This is a genomic window from Corallococcus sp. CA054B (assembly GCF_003611625.1).
Classification (GTDB): domain Bacteria; phylum Myxococcota; class Myxococcia; order Myxococcales; family Myxococcaceae; genus Corallococcus; species Corallococcus coralloides.
The window spans coordinates 16,788-32,519 of record NZ_RAVY01000113.1 but is presented as its reverse complement, the minus strand read 5'-3'; the positions used below and the strand labels follow the sequence as shown (position 1 = coordinate 32,519).

Sequence of the window (15,732 nt, the reverse complement as noted above, 5' to 3'; positions counted from 1 at the left end):
AGATGTGTATAAGGGACAGGGGTGAGCCCGTCCGGGTGGCGGGCATCACCGTGGCGGGGGATGTGGCCACGGGTCGCGAGGCGGGGCTGTCCCGGCTGATGAAGGGCGAGGCCTTCGCCGCTGAAGACTGGCGCGCCTTCGCCGAGGCCTCGCGCGCGGTGAACGAGGAGCTGCTGCGTCTGTCGGAGCAGGAGGCCGCGAAGGGGGCGAAGCTCCTCCTCTGGTCCGAGGGCAACGCGGTGGTCCTGGCCACGGAGCTGGAGGCGCTCATCGCGCGAGGGAGCGCGCTGGCACGCGAGCGGGGCGTGTGGCTGGGCATGTCGGTGGCGAGCATGACGCCCGAGGCGGAGCGGATGCTGCGCAACGAGCTCATCCTGGTGGGGCCGGATGGCGCGGTGGCCTGGCGCTACGTCAAGGCCCGGCCGGTTCCTGGCTGGGAGGCGGAGCACTCCATCCCGGGCAGCGCGGAGCCGGCGGTGAGCCAGGCCCCCGGCGTGGGAGTCCTGGGCGGCGCCATCTGCTTCGACGGAGATTTCCCCTCGGTGTTCGCCAGCACCGCGGAGCGCGGGCTCGAACTGCTCCTGCTGCCGTCCAGTGACTGGAAGGGCATCAGCCCGCTGCACACGCGTCAGGCGGTGTTCCGCGCGGTGGAGCAGGGCTTCAGCATGGTGCGGCAGGTGAACCAGGGGCTGTCCGTGGCGGTGGACGGCTACGGGCGCGTGTATGGCGAACTGGACCACTTCACGGCGGAGGAGCGCGTGCTGCGCGCGGAGCTGCCGGTGGGCCGGGTGCCCACGCTCTACGCACGCATTGGGGACTCAGTGGGACTGCTCTCCGGGCTGCTCGCATTGGGATGGGTGCTCCAGGCCTCCATCCGCGGACTCATCGCTCGGCGGCCGAATTTCAGCTCAACGCGGTTGAGCTCTCCCTGAAGAGTGCGACTACGATGCGAATGGCAACATCGACCACCGCTGCGATGAGACCTACCTGACCCTCCGGACTGGCGTTGGCTATGACGGGAGCTGGTGAGCGCTGACGAAGCAAGCATTTGGCCTCACACCGCCACGCGCGAATCGGAGACGCGGTTGGGCTGGTCGCTCAGCCGCGTGCTTCGGTGAAGACCGGTTCGTTCCGCCGGACGCGTTCGAAGAGTTCGCCGTGGTCGATTTCGCCGAGCTCGATGTTCCAGAGGCCGGGCACCAGGAAGGCGGAGGCCCACAATGCGGCCTCCTCGCCGGAGCGCCCGTTCTCGAAGCGATGCTCCGTGCGGAGCTCTCCGTAGCACGCGACCTCGTGATCATTCTCATCCAGGAATCGCGTCTCCAGGTTGCCCGCCACGATGAGACTCTCATCGTTGTAGACGCCCTGGATGACGTCCCGGACCACCAGGTCGCCCAGGACCAGGAAGTTCCCCGACGTCCGCAGTCCCCGTGCGACACAGCGGCCCAGGACCACGATGGTCGAATCCGGCCCGCAGTCGTCCAGGAAGCCATCAACCTCCAGGTCGCCCAGCACGAGGAGGGGACAGGTGACGAGCAGCGAGCCGGGGGCCTTCGCGTTGCCCGTCACGACCGTCGCCTTGGACAGCGACGCCTCCAGTACGGCGTCCACGGGCTCCAGGAACTCGCGCATCACCACGGCGGCCAAGCCGACATGCGACACGGGCCCGGGACACAGCGCCTTCGCGAGCGCGGCGGGCTGAAGGGGCGCGTCCTTGGGGAACGCCCTCTCCAGGGTCGTGACCCGAGGCGTGCCCTGATGGGAGAGCGCATCCCGGAGGGCCCCGTCCAGTCGGGCGAGCGTGGCCTCCGCGCGCGGAAGGAAGTCGTTCTTGGAGAGGAGCATGGGCGAATCCTAGAGGGCAATGTTCGTTGCCAGGGCGGTTGCGAAAAAAGCACGACCGTTTTATGAAGGGCCCATGCGCAAGGGCGAGCTCACCCATCAGACCATCCTGGAGACGGCCGTCCGGCTGGCGAGCCGGGTGGGGCTTCAGGGGCTGAGCATCGGGGGGCTGGCGGAGGAACTGGGCCTCTCCAAGAGCGGCCTGTTCGCGCACTTCAAGTCCAAGACGGAGCTGCAGGTGCAGGTACTGGAGGCGGCCACGGTCGTCTTCACCGAGCGCGTCATCCGCCCGGCGCTGGGCAGGGCCCGCGGCGAGCCCCGGGTGCGGGCGCTCTTCGACGGCTGGCTCACGTGGGACCGGGACAAGCTGCTCGAAGGCGGCTGCATCTTCGTGGCGGCGGCGGCGGAGCTGGACGACGCGCCCGGGCCCGCGAGGGACACGCTGGTGCAGGGGCAGCGGGACTGGCTGGACTGCCTGGCCCAGGCCGCGCGCATCGCCGTGGCGGAAGGGCACTTCCGTGAGGCGCTGGACGTGGAGCAGTTCGCCCATGATCAGTACGCGGTGATGCTGGGCTTCCACCACGCGAAGCGCTTGATGCGGGACCCCCAGGCCGAGGCGCGAGCCCGCCGGGCCTTCGACGCGCTCGTCACCGCCGCGCGCACCCCCACTTCCTGACCTTGTCGTTGCCGTGTCCTTCGAGGAGGACCTCATCATGGCTGAAAATAGCACGAACGTTCGGACGAAGATGGCGCTGTGGGGTGTGCGGGCGGCGGCGCGGGGTCTGGGGGCGGTGGCGCCCGGGCTGGCGGCGGCGTGGTCGGAGCGGCTGTTCCTGACGCCCCAGCGGCCGCGGCGCTCGCGCACGGCGGAGGCGGTGCTGGCTCGGGGCCAGCCCCGGGTGTTGAGGGTGGAGGGTGAGAAGGTGGCGGTGTGGAGCTGGGGCGAGGGCCCCCGGGTGCTGCTGGTGCACGGGTGGAGCGGCTACGGCGGGCAGCTGACGGCCTTCGTGCAGCCGCTGGTGGAAGCGGGCTTCTCGGTGGTGACGTACGACGCGCCGGGGCACGGGGCGTCCTCCGGGCGCACCAGTTCGCTGCCGGAGCTGGCGGGAATGGTGGCGGCGGTGGGGCAGGCGACAGGCGGGCCCTACGCGGTGGTGGCGCACTCATTCGGCGCGGCGGCCACGGCGGTGGCGCTGCGGGACGGGCTGAAGGTGGAGCGCGCGGTCTTCATCTCGCCGCCCGCGGATCCGCTGGCGGGCATCCGGGCCTTCGCGGATACGGTGGGCCTGTCGGAGGCCATGTGGCGGCGGATGGCGGCGCGAATCGAGGCGCGCTTCGACATGCGGCTGGCGGACCTGGCGCTGCCTGCCTTCGCGCCAGGGTTGGACGTGCCGCTGCGCATCTTCCACGACGTGGGGGACCGCGAGGTGCCGCTGGAAGCAGGCGAAGCGGTGGCGCGCGCGTGGCCGGGCGCGAAGCTCACGCGCACGGAAGGACTGGGGCACTTCCGCATCCTCTATGCGCCGCAAGTGCTGTCGCCCGCGGTGGACTTCCTGGCGGAAGGACGGCCGAGCAACGCCTGGCCCGGGCCGGAGCTGCTGGCGTCGGTGGCGTCTGTGCGAGGGATGCGGCGGCGAAGCGCGGGCAACGCCGCCGGCATGGGTGACAAGGGTCAGGCTCCCTGAGGCCGCTTTGGGAGCGCTTCACCTCCGGTGCCCGCACCGTCAGCTCGAAATCCACTCAGGCCTCTTCCCGACGTCGTGGTGGGACACGCTCGGTGTGCATCGTCGAGATGGGGCCGTCCCGGCCAGCCGCCGAATACACAGCCACCACGTCAAGTTCGATGCCCGCGGTTTCAATCACAACAAACCCCTTGAGGAAGCGGGCATCAACCCCGGAAATCTTGAGGATGTCCGAGCAATCAATCTCCAGCGCTTCGTCCGGGCCCAGGTTGGCACGAACGAACTCGGAGACAGGGCCGGGTTTCAAGCCAGGCATCCCAACGGCAACCTTCACGCGAAAGCCGATCTCTTTGTAGGTCGGATTGTGCACGTTGATCGCGGTGAAGTAGATCCCAGGCGCCACGGCTGCTCCCGGGGACTCTCCGCAAACAAACTTCACCGCGTACTGGAACGTCACCCGCTCCGGGAACTGCGCCTGGTAGTGGGCCAGAACCCGCTCGGAGGAAAGCGCGGTGCCATAGGGCGCAACCTCGTCGATCAGCCCATGAAACGGCCGGGGGCGGGAGGGATAGGCCTGGTTGCCAATCCCGAGGTAGCCATCCAGCGAAGGAGGCGGTGGGGAAGGGTACTTGAGCAGGAGGTCGCCTGCATTTGCTCCCAGGTCCGTCTGACTCTCCAGCATGCCGTTGAAATAGATCCGGATCTCCTGCCCATCGAAGGTCGCCACGATGTGGGTTTCCACGCCCTGCGGGACCTCGCTGCGGCTCCTGGCGGACACGTTGACGTCGAGCCCATTGAGCGCCGTTCTCACCCGGAGATCGACGACCACATGTCCGTCCCCTCCATCAATGTTCAGCGCGTATTCCGCGCGCTGCTCGTAGCTCGATTTCTCGAAGATGCGCTGGGTGTACCGGATGGGCCCGGGATTGGGGCCGGACCAATTGATCTTGGCCTCCATGGTGAGCTGGCGGGGATTGAGAGCCTTGCTGTTGGGAACAACGATTCGTCCCAGCAGGCCATCGAACAGCGCCGCCGTGTCCCCACCCTTGAAGCCACTCAACCCAAGAGTGATTCCACCGGCGGAGTATTCTCCATGGTTGCCGTGCCCCGAAGCATCGACTGCCGTCACTGCTCCAGGGGCCTCGCCCAGGCGCCAGTAGCCAATCGGTCCATCCGCCAGGACAGCAGCGGCGTAGCGTTCAAGTGCCATGTCATCTACACGTGGTCAGCAATGGCCAGCGCGCTCCTGGATCAAACCTAGGAAGCCCGCTTCGCGTCGCCAGCCCCACGTGTTGGGCACTCCTGCTGGCGCACCCAGGCAGAGGCACGGTCAACCCGACAATGAGCAGGAGAGGGACCTGCCGGCCGAACTCGCGCAAGCCGCTGTCAGCGAGAGTGCCCCCTTGGCGCAGAAGGGGCAGGCTGCCGCGGGGAGGGGCCTCCGTTCGCCGGTCATCATTGGCCAGACACGCCCTCAGGGATTCGCCCCATCGCCGTTGGACTCATGTCGCGTGGGTTTGCCATTGGGGGATTCGCTTGCGCCAGAGACCGCTGAAGCGGATGTGGCGGAGTACGTCCTTCATGGGAGCGCTGACCGGGCTCCTGTTCCTGGGTGTTTCAGGCTCGGGAGGTGAAGCACGGGCCCTGGGGGCCTTGGTTGTCGGTACGACGGCACCTGACACCACGCTCACCTCCGCGCCGACCAGTCCCAGCGGTCCATCTGCTTCCCGTTTCACCTTCACGGGTTCGGAAGGCGCTCGGTTCGAGTGCAGCCTGGATGGAGCGGCCTTCGCCCCCTGCGCTTCGCCAGTGGCCTTCGCCAACCTGTCCAAGGGGCCTCATGTCTTCGCGGTGGCGATGACACGGCCTCCCGCGTCGAGCGCCGCCTGGGCGCAACGGCAAGGAACTGGAGGTAGAGACGCGAGGCTCCCTGGCGCTTAGTGACCAGGTGGAGATCCTCGAAGCCGCGCTCGCGGGCCTGGGGCTGGCCTATGCCTTCGAGTCGCAGGTGGAGTCATTACTCAAACAGAAGCGGCTGGTCCGCGCGCTGGAGGACTGGTGCCCGTCCTGCCCTGGTTTCTTCCTCTACTACCCCAGCCGCAGGCACCTGCCGCCCGTGCTCAAGGCCTTCGTGGACTTCGTGCGGGCCCTGTAGGTCCGTGGCGCATGGAAACCATTGCGAAGGGATGTTTGTCATTGTCCAACACAGGGGCAGCAATAGGCTTGCATCGCGTGGGTAACGACAGCCACAGTCCGCATGACGCTTCCCCCGCCTGTTGATGGAGTCCCTCATGCCCAGACTGCGCTCTCCCTCTCTCTCCAGCCCCAGCCGGAGTCCCAGTCCCAGCCGCTCCGGGGGCAGTGTGACGCCGACGCGCAGCCCGTCGCTTCCGCCCCAGACGCAGGCCTCTGCTTCCTCCTCGACGAAGCGCCCCCGGGATGATGCGGATACGTTCGACGCGGGCACGTCGAAGCGGCCCAGGCGGGCCGCGGCCACGGGCGAAAAGCCACCCACGTCCGCCGAGCTCTACAAGCAGCAGAAGGAGGTGGGCCTGCAGGACACCCACTCCGCCCGCACCGGCGACATGTCGTCCCTGCGCACCACACAGGACACACCGGAGGACGGACTCAACCTGCTGGCCCACGTCGGCAGTCAGGCGAAGGACAAGAAGGGCCTCTTCTACGAAGGCCCCGTGGAGCGCCGCGGGCTCGGGCCCCAGCAGGTCCTCACCTCCGTGCCGGATCGCGACAAGAGCGAGCACACCAACGTCTTCCGGACCATGACCGGGGGCGAGCCCAGCTCCACGAAGTACCAGCAGGGGCTTGGCACCGCCGACAAGGGCACTTCCTACGAAATCCTCCACGGCATGGGCCATGGCGAAGGCGGCAAGAAGACGCAGTCGGCGCAGAACCTGGCCTCGGCCTCCCACGGCGCCAACACGGCCATGATCCCCGCGGACAAGGCCATTGCTGGCAACCCGAACATGCTCGTGGACACGCACTTCAACGTCCGTCCTGGCACCCACCGCGCCGAGTCCGTGGTGCAGACCTTCTACGACAAGGACCGCCCCAAGGAGCCCATCTTCCAGCAGCACATCGACGGCGACCTGCCCAAGGTCACCACGAGCCAGTACAAACAACTCCAGAAGGACGCGGAGTTCCTCAAGGACCACGATCGCCTCGCCGCCGCCGTCGGCCTGCTGAACCTCAAGGACGGGGGCAAGGGCTGAACCTTCGCGCCCGCGAGGTCATCCCTCCGAGAGGGTGAGCGACCCCGGCATCTGTCCTCCGTGACAGGGCCCGTGAGGTAGACAGACCAGGCCTGCGCACGTGTTGTATGGGGTTGGGTGGTCCGTGACATCCCAGCCAGCAAATGCCGCGCGTGGATGGTTCTGTCTATAGTCAGCGGACCTTGCTGCCGGCGCAGGCGGACAGCTCCCGCGGCCACTTCACGAGGACACGCCACATGAAGAGGGTGACATTCCCATCGAAGGGTAAAGGGGTAGAGGGATGGATGTCGGAGAGCGACAATTACTTCATCCCGGATGACTGGGATGGGCAGGTGATTTTCGCGACATCCGCCCCGTTGAACAGCGTCGTGCACCGGAAGCAGGGATTGGGCGACACCTTGTTCAATGGCAAGATCTACGTCCCCTGCGTCTCCACGACGTTCATCAAGGACTGCCTGCATACCGCCGAAGAAATCATGTATCAGTCGCAGTTCGACCCGAAGAACGGAGCGACGCGCAGCAGGAGCGTGGAGCTGGGCTGCGACTTCGGGAACAGCACGCTGGAAAACATTCTCGTCGCCAATTCCCTGGGCAGTGGCAAGGGCAGCAATGACAATGCGATGCCGCTCGCGGGCCAGGCCTATGTCATCGTCAACTTGAAGTGGGACAGGGAGGGGACCTCTCCCTACCACGCCGCCGGGGTGGTCGCGGTGGATGGCGGTGACCGCATCACGCTGGAGGTGTTCGCGAGCACGCGCACTTCGTATGCGCGGAAGGAGGCGGGCTGCTATCGCATGTACAAGACGTCGGGCGACGAGGGAGACACCTTCCACGGCGCATGGAGCCCCCAGACGGCGCATTTCTCCGACAGAGCGGTCACCTTCGCCATCTGCACGAAGTGAGGGAGCCTCCGGCGCCGGGGGTTGGGGAGACAGGTAAAGCGTGAATCAGGAATGACTACCGGGTGGGGACCGGAAACGGCGCCGGCCCCGGACCCGACCGCGCGGAGCGCCCCAGCGGACGAATTGAGCCGGGTCAAAGCCGCGTCCGCTCGGAAAGGGCGCGCCCCCGGGGGCCGTCCTGGCCGTCTTCTGGACAGCGGGAGCGGGGTGGGGCAGATGTAGGTGTAGCCATGACATCCCGTCCGTCCTCCGCGCGCGCCTCCACCATCCGGATGCAGAAGACGAAGCAGCCCTCCTCTGGCGCCCGGCGCGCCGTGGGGAAGCGCTCCGGCTCCGGCTCCGGCTGGGGCCGCTGGGTGCTCGGTGGGTGGCTGCTGCTCGCCCTCTGGCTCGGGGTGGAGTTCGCGCGGATGCCCGACGTGAGCTCCCTGCGGACGCAGAACCCGCGCACCACCGCGCTCATGGCCCAGCGCGCCGAGGAGGCGCTCGAAGCGGGCAGGAAGCCTCGGGCGCGCCAGGCCTGGGTGTCGCTCGGCGCGGTGGCCCCGCACGCCGTGGACGCGGTGCTGATCTCCGAGGACGCGCGCTTCTACAAGCACGAGGGCGTGGACTGGACCGAGGTGGAGAACGCCTTCCAGCAGTCGGTGCGCGAGGCGCGCCTGGGGCGCGGTGCCTCCACCCTCACGCAGCAACTGGCGAAGAACCTCTACCTCTCCACGGACCGCAGCCTGCTGCGCAAGGGGAAGGAGCTGCTGATCGCCCGCCAGTTGGAGGACCGCCTGTCCAAGCAGCGCATCCTCGCGCTGTACCTGAACGTCGTGGAGTGGGGGGAGGGCGTCTACGGCATCGAGGCGGCGGCGCGCGAGCACTTCGGCCTCTCGGCCCGTTCGCTCAGCGTGGCGCAGGGCGCGATGCTCGCGGCCATGCTGCCCGCCCCCCGTCGCTGGCTGCCGGCGCAGCGGCCCGAGACCCTGCGCACCCGTGCTGGCGTCATCATCGGGAGGCTGGAGCGCGAGCGGCGCATCAGCGGGGCACAAGCCCGCGAGGCCCAGGCCGAGCTCTCGCGCTTCTTCGGTGAGCCGTCCGCGCCCGATTTGGTAGCCGAGGCCAGCTGAAGAACTTTTCGCGGGGCCGTGCGTGAAAGGTGCCACGTCCTTTCCGTCGAGGTTCTCGTGCGTGCCCTCCGCCCGCTGTTCTGCGGCATTGCCTTCGTCCTGACCGCCACTCCCGCCCTCGCGCAGTACAACAAGGCGGCGGGTGAAAACGCTCCCATGGAGAGCGTTCGCAAAGTGGTGACACGCAAGGACGGCACCCAGGAGGCGCGCGAAGAGATGCGCCCCGCGGCTCGCGACGGCTTTGGCAACGCGAAAGGCAGTCAGAACGACCTCGCGGTGGACGGCGCCTTCGAAGGCCAGACGGTGGCGGTGCTCCAGTTCTACACGCAGGACTTCGACTTCTCGCTGCCCAAGGCCGCGCTGAAGGAGAAGGGCTTCTCCGTGTACCGCTGGGTCAATCAAGCGCCAAGCCCCAAGGAGCTGCGCAAGGGGCTCCAGAAGGCGTGTCAGTTGTGGATCATCTCCGACTCGTCGCCACGCCTGACGCCCGAGCACGTGAAGGTCATCAAGGAGTACTTCGACGCGGGACACGGCGTCTACATCTGGGGCGACAACGAGCCCTACTACGCGGACGCCAACGTGGTGGGCCAGGCCCTGCTGGGCACGACCATGCAGGGCAACGTCATCGGCGACCAGACGGTCGGCCTGCGCAAGGACGGGGAGGGCCCGGGGCTGCTGCGCCGGCACCTGCTCACCACCGGCCTGGAGTACCTCTACGAGGGCATCACCATCGCCACCCTCCAGCCGAGCCCGCGGCTCACGCCGCTGCTCCATGGTTCGGCGGGCAACCTGGTGGCGGCCTTCCATGACAACGGCGGCAAGCGGGCCATCTTCGACGGTGGCTTCACGCGCCTCTACAACAAGTGGGACACGGCGGGCACCGCGCGCTACGTGAAGAACGCGGCGGCCTGGCTGACCAACGTGGAGCGCTTCGGCGACGCCGTGGTGCGCGCGGACCTGCGCGGTACCCCGGGTCAGTCCCAGGGGGCCCGCTCAAGCCTCCCGCCCGCGGCGCCGTGAGCGGTTTGCGAAGCAACCCTTTCAGCTTCGCCGCGACAATGGATCCGGCCCGCCGGTGGAACGCGCCATCCAACTCGTGATGGCGCGATGAAAAGAGGCGGGATTCTGAACGGAGCCTCTGGATGCAACCGGCGATTCACAACTTGAAGAGCGTATGGAAGGTCCTGTCCGTGGGTCTGTTGGCCGCGTGGATGGGCTGTGGCGGGGATCCGGTCGAGGAGCCCCTGGCCTCGCGGCAGGATGCGCTCGTGGATGGATACAACCTCGTCGTCACGGGCGTGAGCCCGACCACGGTGGCGCCGCTTGGCGCCGTCACCTTCAGCGCGACCATCCAGAACGCGGGGAACGTCGCGACGCCCGCGGGCATCGTCCACGGCCTCTCCTTCTGGGTGGATGGCACGCAGGTGTCGTGGTCGGACACGCACACGAACTCCATCGCGCCGGGGGCCAGCGTCACGCTCACCGCCAACTCCGGCCCCGCGGGGACGAAGGTGTGGACCGCGCCGGCGACAGCGGGGGCCCACACGCTCCTCGCGCATGTGGATGACATCAACCGCCTGCCGGCGGAGACCAACGAGAGCGACAATCGGTACAGCGTTCCGCTGAGCGTGACGGCCGCCGCGACCTGCTCGGACCGGGTGCGCAACGGCACCGAGACGGGAGTCGACTGCGGGCCGGATTGTGGCCCGTGTGAGTGGCCGTTCACCGCGGTGCCGCGCACCACGCTCCGGAGCTCGGCGAAGCGGGTGTATGCGCACTGGCACTACTACCCCGTGTCGATGGACAACACCCACCCGACGTCCAACGACTACTACGAGCGCAACTACATCGCGGTGAACGGCGAGGGCGGAGCCCACGCGGCCTACGGCGGCATGATGCGGGAGCGGCCGCTCCCGAGACTGTCACGCACGGAGACGGACTGGCGGCTTCGCGACGCGAAGGACGAAATCGAGCTCGCGGCGAGGATTGGCATCGACGGCTTCTATCTGAACCTGTGGACCGACAGCGACGTGAACAACGGCGCGGTGTGGACGCGGGCGAAGACGATTGCCGACGCGGCCTCGCAGGCCGGCAACTTCGACATCATCCCCAACTTCGACATGACGATCCTGAACACGGGGAGCCAGGCGGGGGACCAGGACCGGATGATTCGCATGCTGGACCAGCTGAAGGGCTACGCGGCGCTCCTGCGGCGGCCGGATGGGAAGTATGTCGTTGGCCTGTTCAACCCCGCCGCGCAGGGCCGGACGGCGGCGTTCTACGCCACCGTGAAGCAGCGCGCGGCGACGGAGCTGGGCATGAGCCTGTACCTGGTGCCCGTCTTCCTTGGCACCGGAAGCACGGCGCTCTTCGAGGAGTACAAGAACGTGGGGGATGCCTACGCGGGGTGGGGGACGGCCGTCCCGGTGACGACGGCGGGGTACTCCGGAAACCTGAAGACGAAGGCGGCCGGGTACGGGAAGCCATGGATCCACCCGATGAGCAGCCAGGACTACCGGCCCAAGGACAAGGCCTTCTGGGAGGCGCGCAACTCCCTGACGCTCCGCTCCATCTGGGAGAATGTGATTGCGGACGGCCTGGACGAAGTCCAGATCGTCACCTGGAACGACCAGCACGAGCACCACAACATCCGGCCGTCGACGGGGAAGCAGTGGCCCGCGTACGACATGACCGCGTACTACATCCAGTGGTTCAAGACGGGCACGCGGCCGACCATCGAGCGCGACGTGCTGTATTACAACCACCGCATCCACCATCAGTCCCTGGTGCCAACGACCCAGACGTCAGCGAACCTCGCGACGTGCAAGGCAGGGTGCCCGGCGACGAATGACGTGGAGTTGGTGGGATTCCTCACGTCGGCGGGCCGGCTCGAAATCACGCAGGGCACGACGACCTACGGCGAGGACAAGACAGCGGGCGGCGTGCAGGCCATCCGGACGGCGTTGGCGGTGGGGACGCCGACCTTCCGGCTGAAGCGCTCGGGGGCCACCGTGGTGCAACTCCAGAGCATGCACCCCGTCGTGGGCTCCATCGCGTACCAGGACCTGCTGTACCGCGCCGGAAGCTCAGCCCGCGCGGCGCTCCCGTCCTGCGCGACCTCCTGTGCCAACGGTGAGGCCCGCTGCCGGCTGTGCCCTGGCGAGCCGATGTGGCTGAAGCGCTGAAGACCACCCTGTCAGCGCCCGACAGGTTGGGGAAGGGCGCGCAGGAACTGCGCGTCCTTCCAGGAGGAGATGACCGCCCGGTGCAGGACGAAGAGAAGGCGCTTCTAGCGAATCCGATGGAAGAACCCCAACCCCCACGGCCCTGGCGTCAGCGCGGGTGCGGTTCCCAGCGGTAGGTCATCCCGGGCGTGGAGAGCCCGAGGGGGTTGCCCAGGCGCAGGTAGTACCGCCCTGGAGCGCGCGGCCACACGGCTCCGTCCATCCTCGGGACGCGCGTCACACCATTCGCCTCCACCAGATCGTAGGTGAGACCCACCGGGGAGGTGCGCACCTCGTAGGCGCGCGCCTCCAGGTCGAGGGCGAGCCAGTCCAGGTCATCCGCCGTGTCCAACCGGCCCTCCGCGTGGAGCCGGGACGCGGGCAGCACCGTGGCGTCCTCGAGCGTGTCCGCGTGGTCGTCCTGTCCCACGTCCTCGATGGTGAACACGTAGGGGCCATACATCAGGCTGTCGCTCACCGAGAAGACGATGGGCTCCGCGCGGTCCGTCTTGAAGAACGCCGGCTGTGCGGAGCCGTTCCTCAGCAGGTCCCGGTTCGGCTCCGAGGGCCGGTAGGCCCCGAAGCGCGTGGTGTTCTTCGTGCCGTTGTCGAGGCTCAGGCGGTACACATGCCCGGCCTCCAGGTCCACGCGGAAGGTGTCCCAATCCCACAAGGGCGCGAAGAGTCCCGGGATGGGCACGCCGACGCTCGCGGGCACCGCGTCCTCCACGTCCGAGCCCTGGTCCGCCCCCAGGTCCACCACCTGGAGCGAATAGGGCCCCCGTGAGGCCAGGAGGGAGGCGGACACCCGCACCCGCAGCAGGCCGTCCTGGCGCAGCACCGCCGGACGGGCCGCCGGTGTTCCCGGATAGTCGTTGGGAAGCTGGAGGATGCTGGCGGCGCAGACAGACTGCGTGGCGCTGTCGCAGACGAAGTCATACGCGTGGCCCGCCTTCGCCGGGAAGCTGAACCAGTCCACGTCGGACCGCGTCTCCAGCACGCCCGTCAGCGTCAGCGCCGACTCGAACGCCGGCAGCGCCGTGGCCCCCTCCAGCTCGTCCGCGTGGTCGTCCGGGCCCAGGTCCTGGAACTCGCACTGGTAGCCCGAGAGGGGCCGGTCCGCCCTGGCGCCCACCCGCAGCAGGTGCGCTCCGGCCCCCGGCTTCACCACCGTCATGGCCCCCTCCTGCTCCCACGCGAGGTCGCTCCACGACACCGGGGGCGTGGACGACGCCTTGAGGGCCAGCACCAGCTCGGGGTCCGTGCAGCGCAGCCGGTACACGTGCCCCGCGAGCGCGGTGAAGGCGAAGGCGTCCTCGTCCCCCGGGAAGTCGACGTGGCCGGTGAACGGCGTGCCGTCCGTGGCGACGGGGACCGACTGGAAGTCCGGATGGCCCTCCGCGTCCCCCACGTCCACCAGTGACACCGTATACGTGCCTCGCTCCGAGGAGCGTCCCCGGGGCCACGCGGCGACAGAAGCTCTGTGGAGGACGGCCTTTGTCTCCACCGTGACGGTGAGCACGGTGTCGCGGCCCTCGTACGTCACCTGTCCATTGTCATAGGGGTGGATGGCCAGGTCGCACCACTGGAAGCCCTCCGGGGTGCAGGTGAAGCGGTACGTGTGCCCCTGCGTCGCGGCGAAGGTGAAGAGATCCACGTCCTGGCGGTGGAGCCGGCCGGACAACGCGACCACGGGCAGGGCGCGCTCCTGGAGGACCGGCGTGTAGGCCTGGTCCAGGTCATCCACCTCGTCCACCTCACAGGTGGAGCCCAGCTCCTGATCCATGGGGCCGCAGCGGCACACCGCCGCGCCTGCCTCGCTGGCGCAGTAGCCCGCGGTGCAGTGCACGCCGGCGCATACCTCTTCCGGGGTGGGCCCGGAGGGGAGCGGTTCTTCTTCGGTGCCGCAGCCGGACAGGAGCGCGGTGGCCAGGAGGGCGCGGAAGGCGGGAAGGAAGGCGCGCATGGTCGTGGAGGCTTCAGCGGGGAAGGAGTTCGATGCGGTAGGCATCCGGGCCCTGGAATCGCCCGAACATGTCGGCCCGCAGCAGGTGGCGTCCCGCCGCGCGGGGCACCCACGTGCCGGAGGCCGTGTCCCAGGGGACGGGCGTCACGCCGTCGGCCTCGAACAGGACGAACTTCGTATCGACCGAGGTGCGGCTCAGTGCGTGGGGGCGTGCCTCCAGCGTCAGCGCGAACCAGTCCACGTCGGTGGAGGCGTTCAACACGCCCGTGACGCTCAGCGCGCCGCCCGGATCCGTTGCGTCCGAGGGCGTGCCGGCGTGGTCGTCCCGTCCCACGTCCCGCACGTCCAGGCGGTATTGCGCCCGGGGGCCGGAGACACGCAGCAGCACGGCGGCGTCGGCGTCCACGAGGAAGTGGTGCACCTTCGTGATGTCGTTGCGCGTGAGGCTCGCGTCCGGGGTCGCCAGGAGGAGGGCCTCCACGGAGGCGGCGCCTTCCGCCTCCAGGCGGTAGACGTGGCCCGCCACCGCGTCGAGGCGGAAGAAGTCCTCGTCACCCGGATGGGAAAGGTAGCCGGTGAGCGACACGTCGCCGGAGAGGGGCACCGCGTCCTGGGCCCCCGTGCCCTGGTCCGCGCCAAGGTCCAGGAGCGTGAGGGCGTAGGCCCCGCGCTGACCTCGGGCCGCCACGGGCACCTGGAGCCACGCGTCGCGGGCGACGCCCACCGGGGTTGGCTGTTCCCGGATTTCGTCCCACGGCGCGTAGATGCGGGCGTCGCGGCAGGGGGCGAAGGTGGGCGTGTCACAGCGCAGCGCGTACGTGTGACCCGCGCGGGCGAGGAAGGAGAACAGGTCCAGGTCGGAGTTCAGCTCGAGCGTGCCCTCCAGCGGGACGCTGTCGCCTTCGGGCAGCGCGGTCGCGGTGTCCGTCGAACCGCCGTGGTCGTCCAGGCCCAGGTCCTCCACGGAGCAGGCATAGGGCGTGGCGGTGGGGTTGGCGCTACTGAGGGAGAAGGCGTGGCGGCCCGTGGCCCGGGCCACGAAGCGGCGCCCCGGGACCAGCCCGCTGGCGGACTCCGTGTGGTTGCCATCCAGCTCCCGCCCGTCCGGACCGGTCAGGCGGGTGGACGGGGTGCCCGGGGGAAACGCGCCCGCGCAGCGCACTTCGTGGATGCGGCCCTGGGTTGCGTCGAAGACGAACGTGTCCTTGTCCGGGCCCGCCTGGAGCAGGCCCTGGACCGGGGGCGCGCCGGGCGTGAGGCGCGTGGCCTCGGCCACGTCCAGACCGTGGTCGTCCTCACGCTCGGAGAAGGAGTATTGGAAGGTGCCGGTGCTGCCCTCGGGCAGCGCGGTCACGAAGACCTGGACGCCCCAATCGTAAGGGGCGCGGAAGTGCACGCGCGTGGTGCGCCCCTCCTGTTCGACGAACCGCGAGAAGGACGGGGACTCCTCCAGCGTCACCTGACAGGCCTCGAACCCCTCGGCGGTGCAGGTGAAGGTGTAGATGCGCCCGCTCACCGTCTTGAGGGCGAAGGCGCGGTACTGGGCGACGCCGTCCAACGTGATGATTTCACCCGTGCGGGGCAGGGTGGGCACGGCCAGCGGTTCCGCGGGGAAGCCATGCCAGCCGCAGTCCCGGTCGTTGCCGCAGGGAGCGGGCGTGGGGACATGGCACTTCGAATCCTCGCAGGGGCCGCTGGAACAGCTGGAGGCCATGAGCGCGAGCAGGAGAAGACAGATGGCGCGGACGGAGCGCGAGGCCATGCGGGAGGA

12 protein-coding genes and 1 pseudogene are annotated in these 15,732 nt (G+C 68.7%); 9 read left to right on the top strand and 4 right to left on the bottom strand.

The window, feature by feature from the left end; genetic code table 11:
• The coding region (locus tag D7V80_RS24995; protein WP_304988222.1) for a nitrilase-related carbon-nitrogen hydrolase at window positions 1-932 on the top strand (932 nt) is incomplete at its 5' end.
• A 166-nt stretch (window positions 933-1,098) separates the two neighbouring features.
• On the opposite strand, the gene D7V80_RS24990 is transcribed toward D7V80_RS24995, so the two are convergent.
• On the bottom strand, window positions 1,099-1,845 hold the full coding sequence (locus D7V80_RS24990; protein ID WP_120590556.1) for a hypothetical protein: 747 nt from the start codon (window positions 1,843-1,845) through the stop codon (window positions 1,099-1,101).
• Window positions 1,846-1,918: 73 nt separating this feature from the next.
• On the opposite strand from D7V80_RS24990, the gene D7V80_RS24985 reads away from it, so the two are divergent.
• Entirely contained in the window at window positions 1,919-2,518 is a 600-nt protein-coding gene (locus D7V80_RS24985; protein WP_014396439.1) for a TetR/AcrR family transcriptional regulator, read from the top strand.
• A gap of 37 nt (window positions 2,519-2,555) precedes the next feature.
• Window positions 2,556-3,527, top strand: a complete 972-nt coding sequence (locus D7V80_RS24980) for an alpha/beta hydrolase (RefSeq protein ID WP_120590558.1) — start codon at window positions 2,556-2,558, stop codon at window positions 3,525-3,527.
• A 55-nt stretch (window positions 3,528-3,582) separates the two neighbouring features.
• Here D7V80_RS24980 and D7V80_RS24975 read toward each other — a convergent pair whose 3' ends face one another.
• Entirely contained in the window at window positions 3,583-4,734 is a 1,152-nt protein-coding gene (locus tag D7V80_RS24975; RefSeq protein WP_120590555.1) for a LamG domain-containing protein, read from the bottom strand.
• A 693-nt stretch (window positions 4,735-5,427) separates the two neighbouring features.
• Between D7V80_RS24975 and D7V80_RS24970 the strand changes: the two are divergent.
• The 6 genes and pseudogenes from D7V80_RS24970 to D7V80_RS24945 form a co-directional block, all read left to right on the top strand.
• Window positions 5,428-5,679 (top strand): annotated as a pseudogene (locus D7V80_RS24970) (LysR substrate-binding domain-containing protein); the annotation flags it as partial.
• Window positions 5,680-5,815: 136 nt separating this feature from the next.
• Window positions 5,816-6,754, top strand: coding sequence for a hypothetical protein (locus tag D7V80_RS24965; RefSeq protein WP_120590557.1), 939 nt, complete (start codon window positions 5,816-5,818; stop codon window positions 6,752-6,754).
• Between the two features lie 284 nt (window positions 6,755-7,038).
• Entirely contained in the window at window positions 7,039-7,656 is a 618-nt protein-coding gene (locus D7V80_RS24960; protein ID WP_120590554.1) for a hypothetical protein, read from the top strand.
• Window positions 7,657-7,886: 230 nt separating this feature from the next.
• The gene (mtgA, locus tag D7V80_RS24955) at window positions 7,887-8,771 is read left to right on the top strand and encodes a monofunctional biosynthetic peptidoglycan transglycosylase (RefSeq protein ID WP_120590553.1); all 885 of its coding nucleotides are present in this window, start codon (window positions 7,887-7,889) and stop codon (window positions 8,769-8,771) included.
• A 57-nt stretch (window positions 8,772-8,828) separates the two neighbouring features.
• Window positions 8,829-9,791, top strand: coding sequence for a hypothetical protein (locus D7V80_RS24950; RefSeq protein WP_120590552.1), 963 nt, complete (start codon window positions 8,829-8,831; stop codon window positions 9,789-9,791).
• A gap of 122 nt (window positions 9,792-9,913) precedes the next feature.
• Window positions 9,914-11,956, top strand: coding sequence for an endo-1,3-alpha-glucanase family glycosylhydrolase (locus D7V80_RS24945; protein WP_120590551.1), 2,043 nt, complete (start codon window positions 9,914-9,916; stop codon window positions 11,954-11,956).
• A gap of 148 nt (window positions 11,957-12,104) precedes the next feature.
• Here the strand turns inward: D7V80_RS24945 and D7V80_RS24940 are convergent, their stop codons facing one another.
• Both D7V80_RS24940 and D7V80_RS24935 read right to left on the bottom strand, forming a co-directional pair.
• Window positions 12,105-13,961 carry a hypothetical protein gene (locus D7V80_RS24940; RefSeq protein ID WP_120590550.1) on the bottom strand — a complete coding sequence of 619 codons (1,857 nt, stop codon included), beginning with the start codon at window positions 13,959-13,961 and terminating at the stop codon, window positions 12,105-12,107.
• Between the two features lie 13 nt (window positions 13,962-13,974).
• Window positions 13,975-15,723, bottom strand: a complete 1,749-nt coding sequence (locus tag D7V80_RS24935) for a hypothetical protein (protein WP_120590549.1) — start codon at window positions 15,721-15,723, stop codon at window positions 13,975-13,977.
• Window positions 15,724-15,732: the final 9 nt, after the last annotated feature.

Coding starts and splice junctions, on each gene's coding strand:
- D7V80_RS24990 (WP_120590556.1), bottom strand. CDS start 1,845: ATGCTCCTCTCCAAGAACGACTTCCTTCCGCGCGCGGAGGCCACGCTC.
- D7V80_RS24985 (WP_014396439.1), top strand. CDS start 1,919: ATGCGCAAGGGCGAGCTCACCCATCAGACCATCCTGGAGACGGCCGTC.
- D7V80_RS24980 (WP_120590558.1), top strand. CDS start 2,556: ATGGCTGAAAATAGCACGAACGTTCGGACGAAGATGGCGCTGTGGGGT.
- D7V80_RS24975 (WP_120590555.1), bottom strand. CDS start 4,734: ATGGCACTTGAACGCTACGCCGCTGCTGTCCTGGCGGATGGACCGATT.
- D7V80_RS24965 (WP_120590557.1), top strand. CDS start 5,816: ATGCCCAGACTGCGCTCTCCCTCTCTCTCCAGCCCCAGCCGGAGTCCC.
- D7V80_RS24960 (WP_120590554.1), top strand. CDS start 7,039: ATGTCGGAGAGCGACAATTACTTCATCCCGGATGACTGGGATGGGCAG.
- mtgA (WP_120590553.1), top strand. CDS start 7,887: ATGACATCCCGTCCGTCCTCCGCGCGCGCCTCCACCATCCGGATGCAG.
- D7V80_RS24945 (WP_120590551.1), top strand. CDS start 9,914: ATGCAACCGGCGATTCACAACTTGAAGAGCGTATGGAAGGTCCTGTCC.
- D7V80_RS24940 (WP_120590550.1), bottom strand. CDS start 13,961: ATGCGCGCCTTCCTTCCCGCCTTCCGCGCCCTCCTGGCCACCGCGCTC.
- D7V80_RS24935 (WP_120590549.1), bottom strand. CDS start 15,723: ATGGCCTCGCGCTCCGTCCGCGCCATCTGTCTTCTCCTGCTCGCGCTC.